This is a genomic window from Halorubrum sp. Ea8 (assembly GCF_002252925.1).
GTDB lineage: Archaea > Halobacteriota > Halobacteria > Halobacteriales > Haloferacaceae > Halorubrum.
In genome coordinates, this window is sequence record NZ_NHPF01000026.1 from 1 (window position 1) to 16970 (window position 16970).

Sequence of the window (16970 nt, forward strand, 5' to 3'; positions counted from 1 at the left end):
GTCGACGACGCCGGCGAGCGCTACCGCTACGAGGGGGAGTGGCGCGAGTTCGAGACCGAGTCGCGCGAGATCCCCGTCTCCGGCGGCGAGGACCGCATCTTGGAGACGAGGCGCACCGTCCACGGTCCCTTCATCGAGCGCGAGGGCCGGCACGTCGGCGTGGCGTGGACCGGCCACGCCGCGACGCGCACGACGCTCGCCATCGACGAGCTGGGCCGCGCCGACGGGTTCGACGACGCGCTGGCGGCGACTCGGAAGTTCGACCTCCCGACGCAGAACCTCGTGTACGCCGACGCCGACGGGCGGACGATGTACTACGCGACGGGCCAGCTCCCGATCCGGCGGGTCGACGGCGAAGCCGTCGCCGGCGACCGCGTCTTCGACGGATCGGCCGGCGAGGGCGAGTGGGCTGGGTTCGAGCCGTTCGGCCGCTCGACGTGGGAGGGGTTCGTCCCCTTCGAAGAGAAGCCGCACGCGATCGACCCGGAGGTCCTCTCGACGGCCAACCAGCGCGTGATCGACGACCCGACCCACTACGTGGGCGTCGACTACGCGGCCCCCTACCGCGGCGCGCGCATCGCCGAGCGCCTCGACGCGGGGGTCGCGGGAGAGGATCCGGTCGATCCCGCCTTCCACCGCGAACTCCAGCGCGACGTGCGCGACGGGCGGGCCGACCGGCTCGTGCCGGACCTCGTGGCGGCGGTGGCGGAGCGCGACGCCGCCGACGGCTCGGACCGCCTCGCCGCGGCCGCCGCGACGCTCGGCGACTGGGACCGGCGGATGGCGGCCGACTCCCGCGGCGCGCTCGTGTTCGACCGGTGGCTCGACCGGTTCCGCGACCTCGTCTTCGCCCCCGCCTTCGACGACGCCGACCTCGGCGAGGCGTACTACCCGAACGACTGGGTGCTCGCGCGGCTCCCGGCCGACGACCCGCTGTTCGCCGACCGCTCGCGCGAGGCGACGATGGTCGCGGCGCTCTCGGCGGCGCTCGACGAGATCGACGAGGCGGGGTGGGAGACGTACGGCGACCGGAACACGACGGCGGCGATCGCGCACCCGCTCGGCGGCGAGGCGCCGTTCCTGAACTACCCGACGCTCCCCGCCGACGGCTCGCCGGCGACCGTGATGAACTACCGCGTCGACGACGCGGTCGGGTCGAGCTGGCGGATGGTGGTTCGCCCCGGCGAGGGCGCCACGGCGGTGCTCCCCGGCGGCAACTCGGGCGACTACTTCTCCGAGCACTACGGCGACCAACTCCGCGACTGGCTGGCCAACGACCAGAAGCCGATGTCGCTCGACCCCGACAGCGAGGCGGGCGAGACGGTCTCGTTCGGAGGTGAGTCGTCGTGAGCGACCGCCTCGGCGAGTCGGCCGGGTCGCCGTCGCCGCTCGCCCGGATTCGGGGCGACCCTCGGCTCCGCCTCGTCGCCTTCGCGGGCGCGGTCGCCCTCGGCCTCGCGCTGGCGTCGGTCCACTGGATCGGGCTCGTCGCGGCCGGCGTCGCCGCGTCGCTCGTCGCGCCCACGTTCCGACGGGGCGTCGCGTACGCGCTCGGGGCCGGCCTGCTGGCGCTCGGCGCGTTCGCCGTCTCGCTCGGGCCGGCGGCCGGGGCACTGCCCGAGATGCGGCCCGTGATCTACGTCGCGGCCGCAGCCGCGCTCGGCCTGCCCCTGCTCGGGTCGCTGGCGAGAGGAATTATTTAAAAAGCCGGCGCCTCGGGAGCGCTATTGAGCGCTCGGGAGCGCTCTACGGCGCCGGATACCCCTCATATAAGCGTTTACGAGGACGACTCGCGAGGCGTGCGGTATGACAGCGACTGACGATGCTGTGGACGGGTCCCGCGCCGCCCTGGAGGACGCGCGGGAAGCGCTCCGGATCGAGCGGCGCCGCGTGATCGACGAGCGCGAGGCGTTTCGGACGTTCCGCGGCCGGGTCGAATCGGTCTCGACGGAGGCGACCTCACCCGACGGATCGTCAGCGGCGGCGGGGTTTCGGGGGGTCGCGGGCCCCGCGAGCGGCTCCGGCGCCGCGGCCGACGCGGGCGCCGGCGGTCCGGCGGGACCGCCCGGATCCGGTCTCGCGGCCGTCAGGGACGCGTACGCCGAGACGGTGATGTCGGTCCCGCACTACGAGGAGGAGTACGACGACACCTACGAGCGGAGCGTCGCCGCGGAGTTCGGTCCCGAACTGGCGTACGCGCTCACGCGGAGCGCGGGGTACCACCCCGAGTACGAGCCGGCCCTGATCGACGCGGTCGAATCCGCGATCGAGGAGCGCGACCGCCTCGTGGAGCGGCTCGAGGTCGAGGCCGACTCGATCGATCGGGCGGGGTCGCGGCTCGCCGCGATCCGGCGAGAGATCGCGACGCTCGACGCGGCCGTCCCGGAGGGCGGGTTCGGCGCGCTCGACGCGTGCCGGGCCCGCGCCGGCGTCCTCGTCGAGGACTGCGACCGGATCGCCGCGCGCCGTCAGCGAGTGATCGCGGAGCACGGGCGCGACCTCCGGCTCGGCGACGACGTCGCCGACCTCCCGACGTACCTCTACCAGTCGACGACCGCGAGGTACCCCGTCCTCTCGGCGGTCGGATCGATCGGCGACCGCCTCGACGACCTCACGCGACGGATCGAGCGGGCGATGACGCGCGCCCGGTGACCGAGCGAAGTTAAAAGAGCGAGCGCGCCGGGATCGCGGACGCGGCACACCGCCGAGCCGGGCAGGACCTCCGTCTCGCCTTTCTCTCCAACGGGATCGCGATTCCCGCCGCGCTCGTCGGATTGTTCAAACCGTTAACGGCGATGGTGGCGGTCGATCTCTGTGGGGGGCTCCTCGGACTGAACTCCTCGCGCGGGCGCCTCGGTGGCGCGGCCGCGTCCGACTGCGCGGAGCTACCGCGCCGAGTCGGCTGGGACGGTCATCACCGGCATCGTCGCACCGCGGACGACGCGTTCGGCGACGCTGCCGACGACTCGCCGCGCGACACCGCTCCGGCCGTGAGTCCCCAACACGACGAGGTCGACGTCGTGGTCGCGAGCGTGGCCGAGTATGGCGACGTCGACGCTCCCCTCGAGGATCTCTGTGTCGATGGTCGCGTCGTAGTCGGACGCGAGGCGCTCGAATGAGGCCAGCGCCTCCTCGCCGGCGCTCTGCCCGAGGTCGCGAAGGCTGTTCTGCACGTCGCGCTTCGAGACCGCGAGCCAGCTCGTTTCGGTGTCGACGACGTACAGCGCGTGGACGGTCGCCCCGTACGTCTCGGCGAGGCCGAGGGCCTGCCGAGCGGCGGCCATCGAGTGGTCGCTCCCGTCGACGGGAACGAGGATGTCGTCGTACACCTCAGAGCACCCCGAAGCCGAACTGGGCGTACGGCCAGAAGTAGTAGACGAGCACGCCGGTGATCACGCCCGGAATCGTCGTGTATATCGTCGCGACGATGGCGGCCTTCATGTCGATGGCCATCAGCGGGAACAGCGCGTCGCCGTCCTGGCTGATGGCGTTCGCGACGAGCGCCGAGAACGGGATGGCCTCTTCGACGGCGTAGAGCTGAGCGAACACGATGTGCGCCGCACAGCCGGGTATCAGGCCGAGCAGGGCGCCCGCCATCGGCGCCGCCGCACCGGCCGCCGCCGCGAGGCCCTGGATGTCAACCCCGGTGATCAGGAGGCCGTATTCGTAGAGGAGGTAGCCGGCGATGACCCAGACGGTGACCATCGCGGTCTCCATCGCGGCGTGTTGGAAGGTGTTGTACAGGCTGCCGAACGTGTCCCGAACGCGACCGGCCTCGCTCTGGCCGATGTAGTGGCGGCCGACGAAGTAGAGGTAGAACGACAGCGTCGTGCCGATCAGTCCGCTGAGCGTGAACAGCCCGTCGTACGTCGCGGTGACGGCCCACGCCGGCTCCGCCGCTCCGCGCGCGAGGTACAGGACGCCAGCGACGAGCGCGCCGGCGAGGACGACCCACCAGAGCACGTGTACGGCGTGGCTGACGCGCTCGAGGAGCCGGGACTCCGGCAGGTAGCTCGGGAGGGCGCTCCCGTGGTCGCGGCTGTGGCCGTGTTCGTGGTCCCCCTCGTGACCGTCCGGCTGCTCGTAGTCGGGGAGGCTCGGCCCGCCGGCGGCGACGTTCTCGGTGGCGAACCCGCCGTCGGTCAGCGGGCGACCCATCTGCTCGACCGCGGCGTCGACCTTGCCGACGCCGAGGCCACCGAAATCGATCGCGTAGCCGAACAGGATCGCCGAGACGAACGCCAGCCCGTAGGCGTACAGCGCCGCTTCGGGAGCCAGCGCGAGGATGACGAACGCGGAGTCGCCCGCGGTTGCCGCCAGCGCGGCGACGACGGTTCCGAAGCTGACCGTCCCGCGGATGTACAGCGGCATCGCGATGATGGCGCCGCCGCAGCCGGGGGTCACGCCGAGCAGCGCACCTGCGAGCGGCTGGGCGCGATCGTTCTCCTCCAGCCACGAGGTGATCCGGCCGTCGAACCGATACTGGACGAGACTGAAGAGGAGAATGGTCGCACCGACGAACCCCGAGACCTGGACGAAGCCCTCGCGCCAAGCGCCGATGAAGATGTTGAGAACCTCTCGAAGCGGTGAGCCGACCAGCTCCGCAGATAGCTGGAGCAGCATCATCGGCCCGCCCTCAGCGTCGTTGCTCCCGCTCCGAGACGCGTACTCACGCGAACGCGAAGCGACCGGAGCCGACGCGGAGCGTCGACTCGGGAAGATATCGTGTCTTCTGAACGCGTCATGAGTCGTTGATCGACTATCTGTGAAGAGTTGAATAATAAAAAACTGGCGGACTAATAAGAAAATTAGTCTCATCTAATTCTGTTTCCGGTGCTGTCGTACACGCGGCCGGTTGGTCGACCGAAAACGAACCGGAGGAAACCGTGAGACCGCCGCTCGCGCGTCTCACGAGCCGTCGCCGGCGACGGCCTCTTTTGTTCGCGGCACGGAGTTCTGCTCCCGTGACGACCGTCCTCTCCGACCGCGACCGGCTGAAGCGCGACGACCGCCCCGACGAGACGTTTTATCAGGAGCCGCGGTTCGTCACCCACGCCGACGACGCGTTCCTCGACCGGCTGACGGCGCTGTACGGCGAACTGTTCGAGCCGGGCGACCGCGTCCTCGACGCGATGAGCAGCTGGGTGTCGCACCTCCCGCCGACCGAGTTCGACCGGGTCGTCGGCCACGGCCTCAACGAGGCCGAGCTCGCCGCGAACGACCGGCTCGACGGGTTCGTCGTCCGAGACCTCAACGCCGACCCGACGCTCCCGTTCGACGACGGCGCCTTCGACGCCGTCTGCTGTGCCCTGTCCGTCCAGTACCTCCAGTACCCGGGCGACGTGTTCGCGGAGTTCGCGCGCGTCCTCGCACCCGGCGGCGTCCTCGTCGTGAGCTTCTCGAACCGGATGTTCCCGACGAAGGCCGTCCGGGCGTGGCGGGCCGCCTCGATAGACGAGCGCGCCGACCTCGTCGAGCGTTACTTAAAAGCGGGCGGCCTCGCGGTGGAGAATCGGATCGCGGAGAGCCCGGGGACCGACCCCTTCTACGCGGTCGTCGGACGGAAGCCGCCGGGCGGCGACTGATTCGGGCGACTGCGCCCCGGCGTCAGTCCGCCGGCGTCGCCGCCTCGGACTCCAGTCCGGAGCCGCTCGGCGGGCGGAGGAGGAGCGCCGCCAGTCCGGCGGCGACCGCCAGGCCGCCGCCGAGCGCGAACGTGGGGACCCAGCCGAACGCGGCGACGAGGTAGCCGGTGACGGTCCCGGCGAAGACGCCGCCGCCGACCTTCGCGGTGTAGAGGACGGCGTAGTTCCCGGAGGAGTTCCGGGCGCCGTAGTAGTCGGCGATGACCGACGGGAAGTAGACGAACAGCGGCGAGGAGAAGAACATCGCCGCCATCACCAGCGCGACGAAGGCGACCCCGGCCTCGGCGCGCCCGGCGGCGATCAGCGCGAGCCGGAACACCCCGGCGAGCACGAAGGAGACGGCCATCACCTTCTTCCGGTCGAAGCGGTCCGACGCCTCGCCGAGGATCATCCGCGAGACGCCGGCGGCGACGGGCAGCAGGGTCGCCGCCGCGGTCGCGACGACCGCCGCCAGCCCGAACTGCTCGGCGAACCGCACGACGTTGGCGATGACGATCAGGTCCGCGCCGGCCATCGCGACGAACATCGCGTACAGCAGCCAGAACTGCCACGTCGACAGCATCTCTCTGGTCGTGTACGCGCGACCGCGGAGCGAGGCCGCGAGTCCGTCGCCGTTCCCGTCCTCGTCGTCGTCCAGTCCGAGCCAGTCGTCCGGCGGGTCCCGCAGGAGGTACGCGCCGACGAGGGTGACGACGAGGATGGCGAGCCCGACGTTCCGGAGCACGTCGCCGTACGCCGCGACGGTCGCGTTCGCGCGCACGTACGGCACCACGAGGGCGCTCCCCCCCGCGAACGCCATCGTGCCGATACCGGTCGTGAGTCCCGTGCGGTCCGGGAACCACTTGACGGCGGTGTTCACCGCGACCGTGTACACGATCCCCACGCCGACCGCGCCGAGCGAGTAGAGCAGGTACAGCTGCCAGACGGCCGTCGCGTACGCCAGCCCGATGTACCCGCCCCCGGCCAGCAGCGCCGCGAGGAAGGTGAGCGCGCCCGGCCCGCGGCTGTCCCGCCACTTTCCGGCGGGGAACTGCGAGAGTGACTGGAAGACGACGTAAAAGGAGAACACCGCGCCGAGCGCCGGCAACGCGATGTCGAGGCCCTGGGCGAGCGGCTGCTCGATCGACGACCAGACGTACTGGTACGGGCTCACGGCGGCCATCATCCCCGCGGCGGCGACGATCTGCCACCAGCGGGAGAACCCGAGGATCGACGACGCCCGGCCGGCGTAGTCGACCTCGCCCGTCGCCTCGTCGACCGCGGGGTCGTCGCCGACGGGATCCGCCGCGGCGTCGGCCGGGGCGTCCGCGTCGTCGTCGACCGGACCCCCGTCGGCGGCCCCGCCGCCTCCGTTGCCGCCGTCCTCACCCATCGTTGCTGTCCGTCGGCCGCGTGGTGGTGTTCGGTGTCATGTGGTGTGCCTCGGGTCGCGCCGCGGGGTCGGTGCCTCGCGCCGCTCGCGTGCGTACCGGTACTGTTCGGACTGACCGATTAAAACGCGTCGTTGGAGCCGTCCTTGCCGGGTCGACTACGGAGGGAGATCGAGGTCGGTGCGAAGGCGTCTGGGAGCGAGGTCGAGGTCGGTGCGAAGGCGTCTGGGAGCGAGGTCGAGGTCGGTGCGAAGGCGTCTGGGAGCGAGGTCAGGTCCGGCGAGAAGGCGTCTGGGAGCGCGGCGGGGTCCGACGCGGTGAACCGCTTCGACTCGCCGTCGATTACTTGGACGCACGTCGAATAAATCCGGATCGATCATCGCGAATCGGGATCCTCTTTGGAGTTCGTCACCGGATAGATAATGATAATCGTCTATACTGTCGAAAATTGTTAAGAGAAGGACGCTCCAAGGTGAACACGAACACGACCGGAGCCTCCGAAAGGGCAAATCCGGCACCACCACCATGTCCGCCGACATCGACACCGCCGACATCGACACCGCCGACGTCGACGCCGCCGACCCCGCCGACATCGATTCCACCGACGTCGACGCCGCAGGCACCGCCGCTCCGACCGCCACCGACGACCCCGCCGCTCCGACCGCCGAAGGGACTGCACGGGGAGGGTCCCTCTTCGAGCGCGTGCTCGTCGTCACCGGCGACGACGAGGCCGGCCGCGCCGCGGTCGACGCGGGCCTCGACGTCGCGGCCGCGCACGGCGCGACCGTCGACGCCCTCTACGTCGTCGACACCACAGAGCACTGGGACGTGGTCGTCGAGCGCCGCGAGCGCACGGGCGAGGCGCTCGTCGAAGACGCCGCGGCCCGCGGCGAGGCGGCCGGCGTCGACGTCGAGAAGCGGTTCCGGTACGGGACGGCACACGAGGAGGTGCTCGACTTCGCCGCCGCCCACGACGCCGACCTGATCGTGGTCGGCTCCGCGCGCCGCACTGGGCTCGACCGGCTCGTCCACCCGGAGACGCTCCCCACTCGGGTCCAGCGCGGCGCCGCCGCGCCCGTGATGGTCGTCGGCGCCGACGACTGACCGCGCCCGTTCTCGCCGTTCCCCTTTTCGGCCCGATTCCCTGCGCTCCGCCCGCGGGTCCGCGAGACGACGGGTTAAGTGACCGCGTCCCCTACAACTGTTATGACTGATATCGGTATCGTCGGCGCCGGTGCGGGCGCGGCGGCCGCGGCGTTCGTCGTCGACGAAGCGGCGCCCGACGCGGACGTGACCGTGCTCGAGAAGTCCGGCGGCATCTGCGGCCGCGCGGCGACACGTCGCCACGACGACCTGACCTACGACTACGGCGCGAACTATCTGAAGTCCGACGACGAACGCGTCGTCGAACTGATGACGGAGAGGCTCGACGACGAGGGGCTCGTCGACATCACCGAGCCGGTGTACACCTTCGACGCGGACGGCGAGGTCTCGCCCGGCCGCGACGCCGACGATCACAAGTGGAGCTACCGACGCGGCCTCACCCAGATCGCCAAGCGGCTCTTCGGCCGAACTGATGCGACGGTCCATCGCCGGACGCGCGTCGAGACCGTCCGACGGGCCGACGACCGCTGGGAGGTCGACGACGCCGACGGGGAGACGTGGGGCCCGTTCGACGTCCTGCTACTCAATCCCCCGGCGCCGCAGACCGCGGAGCTGCTCCGCGACGCCGAGTGGGAGTCGCCGGTCCGCGAGGCGCTCGTCGACGCCGTGGGCGACGTGGCGTACCGGTCGGTGTGGTCCGCCGTGCTCCACTACCCGTTCGCGATCGACGTCCCCTACTACGGGCTCGTCAACACGGACAAAGAGCACCCTGTCGGCTGGATCTCACGCGAGGAGTGCAAGGCGGGGCACGTCCCGGACGGCGAGACGCTGCTGGTCGTTCAGGCGGGTCCGGAGTGGTCCGCCGAGCGCTACGACGACGACCCCGCGGCGAACGTCGCCGACCTCGCCGAGCACGCCGCCTCAGTCGTTGGCGACGAGCGGCTGGCCGACCCGGCGTGGACCGACCACCAGGGGTGGCGCTACGCGCTCCCGGAGGCGGGCGTCGACCGCGGGCCGATCGACTCCGCCCGGCGGGAGGACCTGTTCCTCCTCGGCGACTGGGTCGCCGGCGAGGGGCGGATCCACGCCGCGCTCGCGAACGGGCTGGACACGGGTGAACGCGTCGTGTACGGGCTGTAGCGTCGGCGTTCGACCGAACAGTTGGAGGGGGGAAAACAGCGGGGGCGACCGAGTTAGCTTCGCGTGAATCGGTACTCGACCGTGCCGAGTCCGGGGAGGCTGATCGTTCGGACGGTTCCGCGGTCGACGTGGCGGGAGAGCGAGCGCCCCAGCGCGACGAGCGCGACGACGCCGGCGAGCAGCCCCGCGGAGACGAGCGGGTAGGAGGCCACCACCAGCGGAAGCGCGACCAGCGCCAGGAACGCGAGCGAGACGACGAGGCCCCCGTTGGGCGGGCTGTCGGATCCGGCCATCACCGCTCGCGCCGTGTATCCGCCGTTCATCGGTTGCATATCTACCCGTTGGTCGCGCGGGAGTAAAAACCTTTCATATTACGTATAGTTTCTGAGTATTGGTACCACGGGTCATTCGCTTAGAGCGTTTCAAACGATTGTTAACGCCGTGTAACGAGTACCATGCCACAGTTTCGTATACCTCTATCGAAACTGGAACGTTTCCACCCGAAACGGGTCGGTCGGTGCGGCGGTGACGCTCGGTCCGCGCCCGGAACCGGAGGGTTTCTCCCGTGCGGTCCCCGCGGTTCCGTATGGTCAAATCGCCGGCCTCGCGGTCGCGCTCGAACGTCCCCTTCTGGACGACGGTCGCGGTCGCGGCGCTGTACCTGCCGGCGTCGGTCGTCGCCCGCGGGCTCACGGACCCGGAGTACGCGACCGCGGTCGGGTGGCTGCCCCGCTCGGTCGGCGCGGTCGCGGGCACGTCGCTCGGGACCCTCCTGGCGGCGGCGCTGTGGATCCCCGTCGCGGGCGGCTTCCTCTACGCGTTCGCCGCCGAACTGGCGGCGATGCGGGACCGGACCCCGTGGTCGCCGCCGGGCAAGGGGTACCTCGTCCTCGCGACCGGGTCGCTGCTGGCGCACCCGCTCACGGGGCGCCCGTTCGTGTTCCTCGTGATCGCCGGCTACACGCTGCACCGGACCCTGCGGGTGCGGTAGGTCACGGGGCCGGCTCTCCACCCTCCGAGACGGGTCTCCGGCCCGGTCTCCGTCGTTCGCCTCCCTCGCCTGTCGCCCCACCGCCCGTACTTTTATTTCGCCTCGCGTTCATCTACAGATACGAACAGCGATGTCAACGACACACGATACCTCCTCTGGTCGGCCGACGGTGCTCGACGCGGCGCAGGCGCGGCGGACGATCGCCGGGCTCTTCGACGGAACTGTCGCGACGGTCGCGGACCTCCGCGTCCGCGGCCGGTCGGACGAGATCGCCGACGAGCTCGTCGAGAGCCACCTCCCAGCGTTGGAGGAGGCCGGGTACATCGAGTGGGACCGCGAGGCCGGAACGATCGCCCCGGGGCCGAACTTCGAGGAGGCCGCCGCCCACGTCGCCGACCTCCCGAACCCCGACGTCGAGCCCGCCGACGACTGAATCCGGCGGCGAGTACCCCGACGACCGAGCCCGAGACGTTTATACGCCGCCGCGGGGGAGTCTCGACATCGCATGGCCGAGCCGATCCTGAAGTGGGCCGGCGGCAAGCGCCAGCTGCTCGACGAGCTGTACGCTCGGTTCCCGGCCTCGTACGGCCGCTACCACGAGCCGTTCGTCGGCGGCGGCGCGCTCTTCTTCGACCTGGAGCCCGATGACGCGACGATTAACGACGCGAACCCGCGGCTGATCAACTTCTACGAGCGGGTGCGCGACGAACCGGAGGCGCTGATCGAGCGGCTGGAGTCGTTCGACGACCCAGAGGCCGACCCGGACCCGTCGCTCCCGTTCGCAGAGGAGACTCCACGCGGTCACGACGTGGAGTGCTACTACTACCAGCAGCGAGCGCGGTTCAACCGGCGCCCCTACGAGGGGTCGTTCGACCCGCTGGAGGAGGCCGCCCTCCTGCTGTACCTCAACCGGACCTGCTACAACGGCCTTTACCGCGAGAACGCCGACGGCGGCTTCAACGTCCCGATCGGTCGGTACGCGAATCCGGACTGGGTCCAGCGGGACCGGATCCGCCGCGCGAGCGACGTGCTCGCGGACGCGACGCTCCGCAACGGCGACTTCGCCTACGTCCTCGACGTCGCCGATCCCGGCGACCTCGTCTACTTCGACCCGCCGTACGAGCCGATGAGCGCGACCGCGAGCTTCAACGAGTACAGCGCCGAGGGGTTCGACCGCGAGGACCAGCGCCGGCTTCTCGACGTCGCGAGCGAACTGGACGAGGCGGGGGTCCGGGTCGTGGTGAGCAACAGCGGCGTGATGGAGGGGCCGTACGCCGACGCGGGGTTCCGCGTCGAGCTGGAGGACGCGACCCGCGCGATCAACAGCGACGCGGACAACCGGGACGCGGTCGACGAGATCGTCGCGACGAACGTGCCCCCGGACGAGCGGCGCGAGGCGCCGCAGCGCGAGCTCTCCGGCTTCTGAGCCCCGCTCCGCCGACGCCGTCGTCGGCTCCGGCGCGCCGACCGCATGGGGCTGGCTTTTTGAACTCCCCCGACGACGTCCCGCGTATGACCGATCTCGATATCGACCTCGTCCTCGTTCCCGTCGACGGGAGCGAGGAGTCCCACGAGGCGGTCGACTACGCGATCGCGGTCGCCGCCGAGTACGGCGCGAGCGTCCACGCCCTGTACGTGTTAGACGAGGACGTGGTCCGCGCGATCGACCACGGCGTCATCGACGAGAGCGACGTCGCCGACGACACCGAGGCGTTCACGGACTCCGTCGCGCGGCGCGCGGAGTCCGCCGGGGTGCCCCACAGCAACTCCGTCGCGGCCGGCTTCTCGACGTCGGTGAAGACGGTTCACCCCGGCAGCGTCGTCCTCGACACCGCCGAGGAGCTGGAGTCCGACTTCATCGTCGTCCCGCGCGAGCCCGTCTCCGGCGACCCGGGCGAGGTGCTGGGGAAGGCCGCCGAGTACGTCCTCCTCTACGCGAGCCAGCCGGTCCTGTCCGTCTGATGGCCGGCGCGATCCCGTTCCTCCCCGCGGGCACGACCCTCCCACCGCTCCCGTACCTCGTCGCCGTCCTGCTCGCGGCCGGCGCGGTCGGCGTCGCGCTCCGGCGGCGCCCCCCGCGAGTCACCGGGCGCCACGTGCTCGCGCTCGCGCCGTGGATGGCGCTCGGCTCCGCGGCCCACGTGCTCTACGTCGTCGGCGCGCTCCCGCGCGTGCTCGCGCCGCTCGCCGGCTCCCCGACCGTCTACCTCACGGTGGGGTCGCTCGCGGGCGCGACGTGGCTCGCGCTGGCGACCGCCCAGCCCGGACGCGTCCCGACGCTCCTCGCCGCCGCGGGCGCGCTCCTCCTCGCTCCGGTCGTCGGGGCCGCGCTCGCGACCGGAGTATCCCCGGCCGGCGCGCGGTGGTCGACCGTCTCGCTGGCGGCGACCGTCCCGATCGCCGCCGCGGTCTGGGTCGGTCTGACGCGCCTGCGCCCCGAGACAACGGTCACCGGCGCGGTCGGCGCGCTCGCGGTGTTCGGCCACGCGCTCGACGGCGTCTCGACCGCGGTGGGCACGACCCAACTCGGCTTCGGCGAACGCACGCCCGTCTCCCGGATACTCCTCGAACTCGGCGGGATCCCGCCGGTCCCGGTGCTCGGCGAGGGGTGGGTGTTCCTGCTGGTGAAGCTCGCGGTCGCGAGCGCCGTGGTCTGGCTGTTCGCGGAGTACGTTCGAGACCGCCCGTCGGAGGGATACCTCCTGCTCGGCTTCGTCGCCGCCGTCGGGCTCGGGCCGGCGGCGCACAACCTGCTGCTGTTCGCGATCGCGGCGTGAGGGGCGGGCGGCCCGAGACCGCCGGGTGACGGCGCGGCGCCTCGCGACCCCGTTCCGGGCCGCTCTCAGAGGACCGAGAGCGCGAACGCCGCGGTGACGCCGGCCAGCATGACCGCCTGTACGAAGGGGCCGGCGAAGACGCCGATCACCGCGTAGGCCGACCGCCGAACGGCGACGCGGGTCTCGCCGGGGTGCTCGTAGAGGCCGTCGAGGAAGACGGTGCCGCCCAGCCCGACGACGAGGCCGATCGGGCCCATCACGAACAGCAACACGACGCCGACCGCCGTGCCGAGGGCGATGGTCCGCGTCGACGCGCCGCCGAGCCGTCCCGAGACCATCCCCGAGACGAGCTCCACCGCGGAGGCCAGGAGCGAGACGAGGACGAGCCCGAGGAGAACGCCGAGCCCCGGCTCGGCGAAGCCGGTGGTGTACGCGTAGCCGACGACGGTCAGCGCCGCGAGGACGCCGCTCGGCACGAGCGGGAGGAACGAGCTGACCGTCCAGATCACGAGCAGGACGATCGCGATATCGGCCGCGGGGAGCGCCATACCTCGCTAACGTCGCGCGGGTTCAAAACGGTTCATCTCGGACGGGGCCGTCGTCCGCCGCCGAGCTCAGTCCTCTTCCTCGACGACTTCCGGGTCCTCGATCGCGGACTGCAGGGAGTCGAGCCCGTTGACCCACTCGGAGACGAGACCGTACTCCAGGTCCTCGACGACGTCGATGTCGAGCGTCTCGCCGTCGATGACGCGGGTGCCGGCCTGCACGACGTAGCCGAGCGCGGCGTCGAGGTCGTCCTCGGCCTCGGCCTCGGCCGCGGCGCGAACGAACTCGGTCACGTCGCCCTCGACGACGCCGCCGACGACGTACTCCTCGGCCGCGTAGAAGACGGGGACGAGCGAGGTCTGGACGCCGTCGATCAGCATCACCTTGTCCTCGTCGTCGAAGTCGACGTCGGCGAGGACGATGTCGCGCACGCCCCGGATCTCCTCGACCGCGCGGTCCTCGTCGATGCGGTCCTCGTCGAGCGCCGCGAGCACCTTCACGACGGCGATCGCCGCGTCGTCTTGGAGGTTCAACAGGAGCCGCGCAGAGTCCTCGTTCTCGGGGTCGAGGTCCTCCTCCTCCAGCCGGTCGAGCCAGTTCTGCCAGCGGTCGTCGGTATAGAACGTTTCGACGGCGTCGTCGTCGGTCATGTGCGGTACGTCGCCCGGACTACTCAAATGCCTTTCCTATCGATCGCCGCGAGAGAGGGCGTCTCACCCGCTCGGCGGCGGGATTCGGGGGATCGGCGCTCCCGTCCCGCGTTCGGGTCGCGTCCCGGCCGCGCCAGCGGCTCGCGCTCTCTGGTGCGGAGCGCTCGACGTGCCCGTCACGTCATCGGATCGTCGCCGACCGACGGGTTCTCCCGGGCGAACGCCACGAGGCGGTCGACGTACGACTCGAACGGCGGGACCGAAACTCCGGTCCCGGCCAGCGCCTCTTCGGCGTTCGGACAGCGGTAGCGGGTCGGGTGGTCGAGGTAGTCGATCGCCGCCGGCTCGACGGCGACCCCCGCGGCCGAGAGCAGGCGGGCCGCGGCCTTCGCCGCCCGCTTCGGGATCGGGACGCTCACCGTCCGGCGGTCGGCGGCGTCGCTCAGCGCCGCGACGAACGCCGGGACCGTCAGCGGGTCCGGGTCGCAGAGCTGGAACGTCTCGCCGACCGTCTCCGGTCGGGCGCTCAGCGCCGCGATCGCGTCGACGACGTAGTCGCGCGGCACGACGTTCAGTTCGGTCTCGGCCGCGCCCGGAACCGAGAACGCGACCGCGAGCCGTTTCGGCTGCGCGAAGAGCAGTCGGAGGAGGTTGTACGGCCCGTCGAGCTTGTCGGTCTCGCCGGTCTCGCTGTCGCCGACCGCTATCGCCGGGCGGTAGACGGTCGCCGGGAGCCCGTCGCCCATCCGCTCGCGCACCGCGACTTCCGCCCGGTACTTCGACGCCTCGTAGTGGTTGTTGAACGACTGGCCCTCGCGGAGGCGGTCGGCGGTGAAGACGCCGTCGTACCGGCCGCTGACGTAACACGTGCTCACGTAGTGGAGACGGTCGACGTCGAGCCGCTCGGCCGCGTCGAGGACGCGCTCGGTCCCGCGGACGTTCACGGCCTCGGCGAGGTCGGCGTCGACGCTCAGGTCGTAGACGGCCGCGAGGTGGTACAGCTCGTCGACGCCACCCAGCAGCTCCGGGTCGTCGAGCGCCGACCCGAGCCCGAGGTTCGGCTCCGTGAGGTCGCCCTCGTAGAGGTGGACGGCCGAGGCGCGGGGGTCGCTGCCGGGCACGTCGTCGTTCCCGGGCGCGTCGCCGCCGACCGCAGCGACGATCTCCCGGGCGCGCCGCTCGGCGAGGTCGCGGTACCGCGGCTGGATCAGACAGGCGACCGGGCCGTCGCCGCGGGCGAGGACCCGCTCGAGGAGCGCCGACCCGAGGAACCCGGGGAAGCCAGTGAACAGGACTTCGGGCGGCGCGGCGCGGGCGGCCGCGGCGGCGTCGCTCACGGCGTCGGTCCCTCTAGGGTCGCCTCGGTGTCGATCCCGTACACCGCCTCGGGCGTCTCGACGTGCGCGCGGCGGACCGCCTCGTCGTACCCCTCCCCTAACATCCAGCGGACGCGGCGCGGGACGGTCTTCGGGCCCATCACCATCCCCGGCTTCTCGGGGTCGTCGACGAAGTCGGTCTCCATCAGGAACGGCTCGCCGGAGTCGGCGGCGCGCTCCAGCCGGTCCTTCTCGCTCATCACGCTCGGAGTCGGGCCCGCGAGTCGCCCTTCGGCGTAGTGTTTCACGACGTTCGTCGGGTCGAGTCCGGACTCCTCGGCGACGGCGGCCAGGTCGGTGAGGTCCTCGCTGGCCTCGGTGTGGAGCTGCACGGCGCAGTCGAGCGCGGCGCCGAGTTCGAACGCGCGGCGGGTGACCGCGTTCGAGGCGTCCCAGACCGCGTCGCTCACGTCGTAGTGCGGGCGGCCCGACTTCAGCGCGAGCGCCCGCCCGTCGGCGACGAACTCGCTCGCGACCTCCAGGCCGCCCTGCATGAGGTCGCGGGCCGCCTCGGGCGCGAAGCCGCGTTCGTCGACCAACCGGCTGATCAGGCCCGGATGGACGCCGAGGACGGGCCAGGCGCGGCCCGGGAGGACCTCGGTCGCGGCCGCGACCGCGTCGAGCGTCTCCTCGAAGACGGGCCGGAAGTCGGCCGGCTCGTCGGGCTCGACGCCGAGGTGCCACGAGGGTTTGTTCACGACGAGCAGGTGGGTGCCGCCGAGCCGGACGAAGTCCTCGACGGCGTCGATCCCGCGCCCGTGGCGCGGGTCGAGGTGGAGGTGGTTGTCCAGCACCGGCGTGTCGAGGTCCTCGGTCATGGTCGGTGGTTCGCCCGCGACGGAATATAGGACTCGGTCGCGAGGTCGCTGCGGCTCCGACGCCCGCCGTCGCCCGTCACGGCGGATACGTCCCCTCGATCCGGGCCTTGGCGACGATCCGCCCGGTCATCGCGTCGATGAGGTCCTCCCTGTCGGCGGACGGCGGGAGGCCGATCGGCTCGTCGACCGCGTAGAGCCGGAACCGGTAGGTGTGCTCGCGGTCCGGTGGATTCGGCCCGCCGTAGCCGTGCTCGCCGAAATCGTTCTGCCCCTCGGTCGCCGCCGTCGGCGACCAGCCTTCGGGGATCGCCTCGCGACCGGGGTCGATGTCCCAGACCAGCCAGTGGTCCCACACCGTTCCCGCCGGCTCCTTCGCGTCCGGGTCGTCGACGATGAGCACGAGCGCCGCCGCTTCGTCGGGGACGCCGTCTATCCGCAGCGGCGGGTTCACGTTCCGCTCCGCGTAGCCGTACTCCTCGGGGATGCGCTCGCCGTCACCGAACGCCGTACTCGATAGTCTGAGCTCGCTCATGTGATCACCCGTCCGGATCTG

General features: G+C 71.4%; 21 protein-coding genes. 12 read left to right on the forward strand and 9 right to left on the reverse strand.

The genetic code is table 11. From position 1 onward, the window contains the following. The 3 genes from DJ74_RS01565 to DJ74_RS01575 form a co-directional block, all read left to right on the forward strand. On the forward strand, positions 1 to 1350 hold a 1350-nt coding region (locus DJ74_RS01565; protein WP_141212641.1), incomplete at its 5' end, for a penicillin acylase family protein. After that, positions 1347 to 1703, forward strand: coding sequence for a hypothetical protein (locus tag DJ74_RS01570; protein ID WP_094526087.1), 357 nt, complete (start codon positions 1347 to 1349; stop codon positions 1701 to 1703). The genes DJ74_RS01565 and DJ74_RS01570, both read left to right, overlap by 4 nt. A gap of 103 nt (positions 1704 to 1806) precedes the next feature. Further along, a complete protein-coding gene (locus DJ74_RS01575; RefSeq protein WP_094526088.1) occupies positions 1807 to 2652 on the forward strand; it encodes a hypothetical protein in 846 nt (281 codons plus the stop codon). 233 nt (positions 2653 to 2885) lie between these two features. Here DJ74_RS01575 and DJ74_RS01580 read toward each other — a convergent pair whose 3' ends face one another. Further along, on the reverse strand, positions 2886 to 3329 hold the full coding sequence (locus DJ74_RS01580) for a universal stress protein (protein ID WP_176451101.1): 444 nt from the start codon (positions 3327 to 3329) through the stop codon (positions 2886 to 2888). Position 3330: 1 nt separating this feature from the next. Continuing rightward, entirely contained in the window at positions 3331 to 4626 is a 1296-nt protein-coding gene (locus tag DJ74_RS01585; protein WP_254922121.1) for a putative manganese transporter, read from the reverse strand. 338 nt (positions 4627 to 4964) lie between these two features. Between DJ74_RS01585 and DJ74_RS01590 the strand changes: the two genes are divergently transcribed. Further along, positions 4965 to 5585, forward strand: a complete 621-nt coding sequence (locus DJ74_RS01590) for a class I SAM-dependent methyltransferase (RefSeq protein WP_094526089.1) — start codon at positions 4965 to 4967, stop codon at positions 5583 to 5585. A gap of 22 nt (positions 5586 to 5607) precedes the next feature. On the opposite strand, the gene DJ74_RS01595 is transcribed toward DJ74_RS01590, so the two are convergent. After that, positions 5608 to 7017 (reverse strand): MFS transporter, encoded by a 1410-nt coding sequence (locus DJ74_RS01595; RefSeq protein WP_094526090.1) that lies wholly within the window; start codon positions 7015 to 7017, stop codon positions 5608 to 5610. Positions 7018 to 7149: 132 nt separating this feature from the next. Here DJ74_RS01595 and DJ74_RS01600 point away from each other — a divergent pair, with 132 nt between their 5' ends. The 3 genes from DJ74_RS01600 (at position 7150) to DJ74_RS01610 (ending at position 9259) form a co-directional block, all read left to right on the forward strand. After that, positions 7150 to 7380 carry a hypothetical protein gene (locus DJ74_RS01600; RefSeq protein ID WP_141212642.1) on the forward strand — a complete coding sequence of 77 codons (231 nt, stop codon included), beginning with the start codon at positions 7150 to 7152 and terminating at the stop codon, positions 7378 to 7380. A gap of 160 nt (positions 7381 to 7540) precedes the next feature. Next, positions 7541 to 8119 carry a universal stress protein gene (locus DJ74_RS01605; RefSeq protein ID WP_094526092.1) on the forward strand — a complete coding sequence of 193 codons (579 nt, stop codon included), beginning with the start codon at positions 7541 to 7543 and terminating at the stop codon, positions 8117 to 8119. A 102-nt stretch (positions 8120 to 8221) separates the two neighbouring features. Then, positions 8222 to 9259 carry an NAD(P)/FAD-dependent oxidoreductase gene (locus DJ74_RS01610; protein WP_094526093.1) on the forward strand — a complete coding sequence of 346 codons (1038 nt, stop codon included), beginning with the start codon at positions 8222 to 8224 and terminating at the stop codon, positions 9257 to 9259. Positions 9260 to 9312: 53 nt separating this feature from the next. Here DJ74_RS01610 and DJ74_RS01615 read toward each other — a convergent pair whose 3' ends face one another. Then, positions 9313 to 9582, reverse strand: coding sequence for a hypothetical protein (locus DJ74_RS01615; protein ID WP_170938215.1), 270 nt, complete (start codon positions 9580 to 9582; stop codon positions 9313 to 9315). 263 nt (positions 9583 to 9845) lie between these two features. Between DJ74_RS01615 and DJ74_RS01620 the strand changes: the two genes are divergently transcribed. The 5 genes from DJ74_RS01620 to DJ74_RS01640 all read left to right on the forward strand — a co-directional run bounded on the left by DJ74_RS01620 (position 9846) and on the right by DJ74_RS01640 (position 13027). Further along, the gene (locus DJ74_RS01620) at positions 9846 to 10250 is read left to right on the forward strand and encodes an abortive infection protein (RefSeq protein ID WP_094523926.1); all 405 of its coding nucleotides are present in this window, start codon (positions 9846 to 9848) and stop codon (positions 10248 to 10250) included. A gap of 130 nt (positions 10251 to 10380) precedes the next feature. Then, the gene (locus tag DJ74_RS01625; protein ID WP_094523925.1) at positions 10381 to 10683 is read left to right on the forward strand and encodes a hypothetical protein; all 303 of its coding nucleotides are present in this window, start codon (positions 10381 to 10383) and stop codon (positions 10681 to 10683) included. Between the two features lie 72 nt (positions 10684 to 10755). Further along, complete coding sequence (locus DJ74_RS01630) at positions 10756 to 11676, forward strand: DNA adenine methylase (protein ID WP_094526094.1); 921 nt, start codon at positions 10756 to 10758, stop codon at positions 11674 to 11676. An 86-nt stretch (positions 11677 to 11762) separates the two neighbouring features. After that, the gene (locus DJ74_RS01635; protein WP_094526095.1) at positions 11763 to 12212 is read left to right on the forward strand and encodes a universal stress protein; all 450 of its coding nucleotides are present in this window, start codon (positions 11763 to 11765) and stop codon (positions 12210 to 12212) included. Then, complete coding sequence (locus tag DJ74_RS01640) at positions 12212 to 13027, forward strand: DUF63 family protein (protein WP_094526096.1); 816 nt, start codon at positions 12212 to 12214, stop codon at positions 13025 to 13027. The genes DJ74_RS01635 and DJ74_RS01640 overlap by 1 nt, the downstream gene beginning before the upstream one ends. 65 nt (positions 13028 to 13092) lie before the next feature. On the opposite strand, the gene DJ74_RS01645 is transcribed toward DJ74_RS01640, so the two are convergent. The 5 genes from DJ74_RS01645 to DJ74_RS01665 all read right to left on the reverse strand — a co-directional run bounded on the left by DJ74_RS01645 (position 13093) and on the right by DJ74_RS01665 (position 16949). Then, a complete protein-coding gene (locus DJ74_RS01645; RefSeq protein WP_094526097.1) occupies positions 13093 to 13575 on the reverse strand; it encodes a DUF456 domain-containing protein in 483 nt (160 codons plus the stop codon). A 66-nt stretch (positions 13576 to 13641) separates the two neighbouring features. After that, entirely contained in the window at positions 13642 to 14223 is a 582-nt protein-coding gene (locus DJ74_RS01650; RefSeq protein ID WP_094526098.1) for a DUF2150 family protein, read from the reverse strand. 176 nt (positions 14224 to 14399) lie between these two features. After that, positions 14400 to 15560 (reverse strand): SDR family oxidoreductase, encoded by a 1161-nt coding sequence (locus tag DJ74_RS01655; RefSeq protein WP_094526099.1) that lies wholly within the window; start codon positions 15558 to 15560, stop codon positions 14400 to 14402. Beyond that, the gene (locus tag DJ74_RS01660; RefSeq protein WP_094522065.1) at positions 15557 to 16417 is read right to left on the reverse strand and encodes a TatD family hydrolase; all 861 of its coding nucleotides are present in this window, start codon (positions 16415 to 16417) and stop codon (positions 15557 to 15559) included. The genes DJ74_RS01655 and DJ74_RS01660 overlap by 4 nt, the downstream gene beginning before the upstream one ends. Positions 16418 to 16493: 76 nt before the next feature. Further along, positions 16494 to 16949, reverse strand: coding sequence for a YbhB/YbcL family Raf kinase inhibitor-like protein (locus DJ74_RS01665; RefSeq protein WP_094522066.1), 456 nt, complete (start codon positions 16947 to 16949; stop codon positions 16494 to 16496). Positions 16950 to 16970 lie beyond the last annotated feature (21 nt).